Genomic DNA, 5,748 nt, shown 5'->3' on the forward strand with positions numbered 1-5,748 from the left:
CCAGCCGGTCGGCTCCGCCCGCCCACGCGTCCAGGCCCGTCGCGGCGGCGTCGGCTCCCGCGGCCAGCTGGGCGGCGCCGGCCGAGATCCCCGCCGAGCCCGATGCCACGCCACCGGCGCCGCCGGCGAGTTCGGCAGCGCCGCTGGACAGGTCACGGATGCCGTCGGCCAGAACCGCGGCCCCGCTCGCGGCCGAGGCGGCCCCGTCGGCCCACTCGCCCGAGCCGTCCGCGGCGGTCCCGGCTCCGGCGGCCAGCTGCCCCGCGCCGTCGGCGGCCTCGCCGAGCTGCTCGCCGAGCGTCGTGAAGCCGAGGAACACGTTCTCCAGGTACACGGTGGACAGCTGCCGGCCCAGGACGGACGTCGCGGCGCGCGCCACCTGGGCGGTGATGGCGTCGTCGACGATGAGGCTGTCCGGCGAGGTGGTCACCTCGATCAGCGCTTGCGTCGGGGTGCCGCCGGGCGCGGTCGAGGTGGCGGCGGCGGAGAAGTCCGCCGGGATGGTCACGACGGCGTCGTAGGTGCCGTCGGCGAGCCCGGCGGCTGCATCGTCGTCGTTGGAGATCGTCCAGGTGAGGTTGCTGGGCTCGTCGTCGGCGCCCGCCACGAGGCCCGCGCTGAGCTGCCGGCCCAGCGGCACGTACTGTCCGTCGACCGTGACCGGTTCGTCGTTGTTGACCACGGCGGTGTGCATGGCGTCGAGGCGCTCAGCGGGGTTGTACAGCGCCGCGACCAGGATGCCGCCGACCAGCACCGGCAGCAGCAGGACGCCCGCGAGCGTGAGCCACGTGATGGGGCGCCGGGAGCGGGCGCGTTCGAGCGGAAGGGTCATGAGGTCACCTGCGCAGCAGTGTCGGTCGAGGTCGTCAGGGCCAGCGCAGTGACGCTGGGGCGATGGGCATCGGCGAGCAGGTCGAGCGCGGGACCGTCGCGTCTGGCCGTCACGACGAGGGTGAGCGGATGCCGGCCCGAGGCCGCGTTCCGGCGTGCCGCCGCGTCCCGCAGGGCGGCGGCGGCTTGGTCGCGTGCGGGCCCGGCCAGGCTGTCGATCCCGTCGACGGCCACGACCCGCGGTGAGCCGGCCAGCGCGCGGCGGAGATCGCCTACCGGGTCGTCGGCGCCCTCCAGCAGGGCGAGCCCCACGTGCGTGCGCACCCAGGCGGCGCGCCCCGGCAGCAGGTGCCCGGCGACCCGCAGCAGCCCCTCGGCGGGCAGACGCCCCGAGACGGCCAGCGCGAACGCCCGGCCGACGGCCGGGTCGGCGGCGGTGGCCAGCAGCGTGCCGCCGTCATCGAGGCGGAAATCCGCTCCCGAGAACACCGTGGCGTCGTCGGCGCGCACGGCGACGTCCGCGCCGGCGAGCACCGCCGTCGAGCCGGGTTCGGGCCAATCGGCGTGCGCCAGCTCGTACTCGACCGCCTCACCTTCGACATCGAAGTGGGGGAGGGCGCGGTCCAGCCACCGCGGCATCCACCACGCCTTCTCGCCGAGGAGGGCCATGACGGCCGGCACGAGCGTCATCCGCACCACGAACGCGTCGACGGCGATCCCGACGGCGAGCCCCAGCGCGATGGGTTTGATCGATGAGTCGCCCTCGGGGACGAAGGCGGCGAACACCGCGAACATGATGACGGCGGCGGCGGTGACCACGCGCGCGGAGGCGGTGAACCCGCTGCGGACGGCGCCCACCGCGGTGTGGCGGTCGGCGCGGACGTCGCGACCCCGGCGGGCGTGGACGTAGTCCTCCCGCATCCGCGACACGAGGAACACCTCGTAGTCCATCGCGAGGCCGAACAGCACCCCCATCAGGATGATCGGCATGAAGCTGATGACCGGACCGGCGCGGGCCACGTGCAGCGCATCGGCGAGCCAGCCCCACTCGAACACGGCCGCGACGGCGCCGAAGGCCGCGAGCACTGACAGCAGGTACCCGATCGCGGCCTTCAGCGGCACCCAGATCGAGCGGAACACGATCGTCAACAGCACGAGGGATAGCCCGACCACGAAGACGCCGAACGGCAGCAGGGCGGCGGTGAGCCGGTCGGAGATGTCGATGCCGACGGCGGTGAACCCGGTCACGAGGAGGTCGACGTCGTACTCGTCGAGCAGTCGGTCGTGCTGGGCGCGCAGTTCGCGCACGAGGTCGGCGGTCGCGGGGTCGTCGGGCGCCGTCTCGGGGACGATCTGGATGAGACCGGTGTCGGCGGTCTGGTTGGGGGTGGCGAGGGCGACCTCGGCGACGCCGGGGACCTTCTCGATCTCGCGGGCCAGGTCGTCCATGAGGCCCAGCGGGTCGGTCGAGGTGACGATCGTCCCCGCCATGATGAGCGGACCGTTGGCGCCGGGTCCGAAGTACTCGGCGGTCAGGTCGTAGGCCTGCCGGGCCTCGCTGTCCTCCGGTTGCCCCCCGGCGTTCGGGAGCGCGAGGGTGAGGCTGGTCGCCGGCACCGCCATGATGCCCAGGCCGATCACGACGGCGAGGGTGGTGATCACGGGGTGCCGGGTCACGCCGGTGACCCAGCGATCGGCGAACCCGCGCCGTGGTGCGTCGGGGCGGCGGGTACGGCCGCGGCGGGCCGGGCGGCGTCGCCACCCGATGACCCGCCCCTTCGCGAAGCCGAGGAGGGCGGGGGTGGCGGTGAGGGCCACCCCGACGGCGATCGCGACGGCGGCGGCGGCGGCGATCCCCATCGTGGTGAGGAACGGGATGCCGGCGAAGCTCAGCCCGACCAGGGCGATGAGCACGGTGACCCCGGCGAACACGACCGCCGACCCTGCGGTGCCGGTGGCGCGTCCGGCCGACTCCTCGGGGGGCATGCCGCCGCGCACCTGGTCCTGGTGGCGGGCGACGATGAACAGCGAATAGTCGATGCCCACGGCCAGGCCCAGCATGATCGCCAGCAGCGGCGTCGTCGACGACACGGTGGCGAACGCGGTGGCGACCATGATGAGCGCGATCGCCAGCCCCACGCCGATCAGGGCGCTCACCAGCGGGAACCACGCGACCGCGAACGAGCGGAACGTGACCACCAGCACGAACAGGGCGATGAGCACGCCCACCGCCTCCACCGGGGACAGCGCCGGAATCGAGGTGGCGAACAGGTCGCCGCCGACGGCGACGGTCGATCCGGCGGGCAGGCCGGCGCGGAAGCGGTCGGCGATCGCCTCGAGTTCGTCGAGCGTGGCATCCGGGACATCGGTGGACTGCCCGTCGAACTGGAGGCGGATGATGGCGGCGCGTCCGTCGTCGGACACGGTGCCCGACACGAGGTCGTCGAACGGGTCGGTGACGGCGAGCACGCCGTCGAGGTCGGCGAGCTCGTCGACGGTGCCCTCGATGACGTCCGCGATCGGGGCGCCGTCGACGGTGGCGCCGGCGGGAGCGACCACGATGTACTGCGCGCTGGTGCCGCTGGCCTGGGGGAAGGTGCGGTCGAGCATCTGGATGCCCTCCTGCGCCTCGGTGCCGGGGATCGAGAAGGTGTTGTCGGTGCCCTTCATGAACAGCAGCGCTCCGCCGCCGGCGAGCACGAGCAGCAGCAGCCACGCGATGACGACGCGCCACGGATGCCGGTACGACCAGCGACCCAGGGTGGACAGCAGTGTGGACACGGGGGGCTCCGGTTTCGTGCGGGGAGGGCTTCGATACGAGAGTGTATCCGATACGGCGGTGTATCCTCATCCTGATCCCCGCGCGACGCGCACCGGGGCAGGACGGGAAGGAACCGCGCCGATGACCGACGCTGCGGGCAGACCGGCGACACGCCGCCGGGAACAGACGCGGGCACGCCTGCTCGAGGCCGCGCACGACGTGTTCGCCGAGGTCGGCATGGACGCGGCGTCGGTCGAGCTGATCTGCGAATGCGCCGGGTTCACCCGCGGCGCGTTCTACTCGAACTTCGGCTCGAAGAACGAGCTGTTCCTGGCCCTGATCACCGACATGTCCGAGTCGAAGATGACCGCCGTCGCCGAGCGGGTGCGAGACCTGCCCGGCGGTGCCTGCACCGACCCTGCGGGGCTGGTCCGGCGCGTGCTGGGAGCATCCTTCGGCGCGACGATGACGGTCGACCTGCTGAGCGAACTGCGCGCGCAGGCGATGCGCGACGACAAGCTCGCGGCCGCCTACCTGGAGTGGCAGCACGCCCTGCGCCGCCGGATCGAGCGGATCATCGTCGACGTCGTCGACACCCACGGGCTGCGGCTGCGCCTGCCCGTCGCCGACGCGGCAGAGCTGCTGATGGACCTGTCCGACGCGACCTGCATCCACGCCGACATGGAGGGGTGCTCGAAACAGCAGGTCGGTGAGCGCTTGTCCCGCCGGCTCGAGATGATCGTGGCGGCGCTCGTCGACGCTCAGCCCGTCAGCACCTCGTAGCAGCGACTCAGGCGCGCCAGCCACCAGTCGCGCCGGTCGGATGCGGCAGCGTGCTCGGCCAGCAGATCGGGGTCGGCATCCACCCGGCGCACCGGCAGCGCGCGGGCGCGGGGGCGCAGCGGTGCGGCGGTGACGTCGGCGGCCAGCAGCGATGCGGTGCCGAGGCCGCAGTCGTACGGCAGCTCGGGCAGCGCCGCCGCCAGCGTCACCCCCATCGCCAGCCCCACACTCGTCTCCAGCGCGCTGGAGACGACGGCGGGAAGTCCCGCGTCGGCCACGATGCGCAGCGCCCGGGCCACGCCCCCGAGCGGGGCGGCTTTCACCACGACGAGGTCGGCGGCATCCGCCCGGGCCACCGCGAGCGGGTCGGCCGCCTTGCGGACCGACTCGTCGGCGGCGACCGGGATGTCCATGTAGCCGATGCGGGTGCGCAGCTCGGCGAGCTCGGCCACGGTCGCGCACGGCTGCTCCACGTACTCGAGGTCGAAGGGCGCCAGCGCGTGCACGGCGTGCTCGGCCTCGTCGACGTTCCAGGCGGCGTTGGCGTCGACGCGGATGCGGCCCTCCGGACCCAGGGCCTCGCGTACCGCGCGGACGCGGGCGATGTCGTCGGTCAGTGTCTGGCCGCGTTCGGCGACCTTGACCTTCGCGGTCCGGCATCCGTCGAAGCGCGCCAGGACGCCGGACACTGACGCGGCATCCACCGCGGGCACGGTCGCATTGACCGGGACGGTGTCGCGGACGGGTGCCGGCGGTGTCCGCCACCCGAAGTCGATCGCCGCCGCGAGCCAGGCGGACGCCTCGGCATCGTCGTACTCGGTGAACGGCGAGAACTCGGTCCAGCCGGCCGGGCCGCGCAGCAGCATCGCTTCTCGGACGTCGACGCCGCGGAAGCGCGTCGTGAGGGGGAGGGCGACGACGTGCGCGTGCGAGCGGAGGTCGCCGAGCGGAGGGAAGGTCACCACCCCATTGTGCGGCTCGGGCGCACCAATAGGCTGGCGGCATGCGCACAGATCAGCCCGTCCGGCTCGGCGTCCAGCTCGCACCTCAGCACGCGACCTACTCCCACATCCGCGATGCGGTGCTGCGTTGCGAGGACGCCGGAGTGGACATCGTCTTCAACTGGGACCACTTCTTCCCGCTGTCGGGCGACCCGGATGGGGCGCATCTCGAGTCGTGGACGATGCTCGCCGCGTGGGCGGAGCAGACCGAGCGCGTCGAGATCGGCGCGCTCGTCAACTGCAACGGATACCGCAACCCCGATCTGCAGGCCGACATGGCCCGCACCATCGACCACATCTCGGCGCGCGGCGGGGTGGGGCGGTTCATCTTCGGCACCGGTGCGGGCTGGTTCCAGCGCGACTACGACGAGT

Annotated in this window: 5 protein-coding genes; 2 read left to right on the forward strand and 3 right to left on the reverse strand. The window is 73.2% G+C overall.

The features are described from left to right. Together ACK5KK_RS12545 and ACK5KK_RS12550 are read right to left on the reverse strand one after the other, a co-directional pair. A partial coding sequence (locus ACK5KK_RS12545) for a YhgE/Pip domain-containing protein (RefSeq protein WP_416890421.1) occupies window positions 1–832 on the reverse strand: 832 nt, incomplete at its 3' end. Next, window positions 829–3,612, reverse strand: a complete 2,784-nt coding sequence (locus ACK5KK_RS12550; protein ID WP_416890422.1) for an MMPL family transporter — start codon at window positions 3,610–3,612, stop codon at window positions 829–831. The genes ACK5KK_RS12545 and ACK5KK_RS12550, both read right to left, overlap by 4 nt. A gap of 121 nt (window positions 3,613–3,733) precedes the next feature. Between ACK5KK_RS12550 and ACK5KK_RS12555 the strand changes: the two genes are divergently transcribed. Beyond that, entirely contained in the window at window positions 3,734–4,375 is a 642-nt protein-coding gene (locus ACK5KK_RS12555) for a TetR/AcrR family transcriptional regulator (RefSeq protein ID WP_416890423.1), read from the forward strand. Here ACK5KK_RS12555 and ACK5KK_RS12560 read toward each other — a convergent pair. Beyond that, window positions 4,354–5,337 (reverse strand): o-succinylbenzoate synthase, encoded by a 984-nt coding sequence (locus ACK5KK_RS12560; RefSeq protein WP_416890424.1) that lies wholly within the window; start codon window positions 5,335–5,337, stop codon window positions 4,354–4,356. The two genes, ACK5KK_RS12555 and ACK5KK_RS12560, sit on opposite strands and share 22 nt — an antisense overlap. 41 nt (window positions 5,338–5,378) lie before the next feature. Here ACK5KK_RS12560 and ACK5KK_RS12565 point away from each other — a divergent pair. Beyond that, window positions 5,379–5,748, forward strand: a 370-nt coding sequence (locus ACK5KK_RS12565; protein WP_416890425.1) for an LLM class flavin-dependent oxidoreductase, incomplete at its 3' end; no start/stop codon positions are given.

Origin of the sequence: Microbacterium sp. (genome assembly GCF_047972865.1) — a bacterium.
In the GTDB taxonomy this organism is placed as follows: domain Bacteria; phylum Actinomycetota; class Actinomycetes; order Actinomycetales; family Microbacteriaceae; genus Microbacterium.

Excerpts from the sequence above, each read along its gene's own strand:
- ACK5KK_RS12555 (WP_416890423.1), top strand. The coding sequence starts at position 3,734 with ATGACCGACGCTGCGGGCAGACCGGCGACACGCCGCCGGGAACAGACG.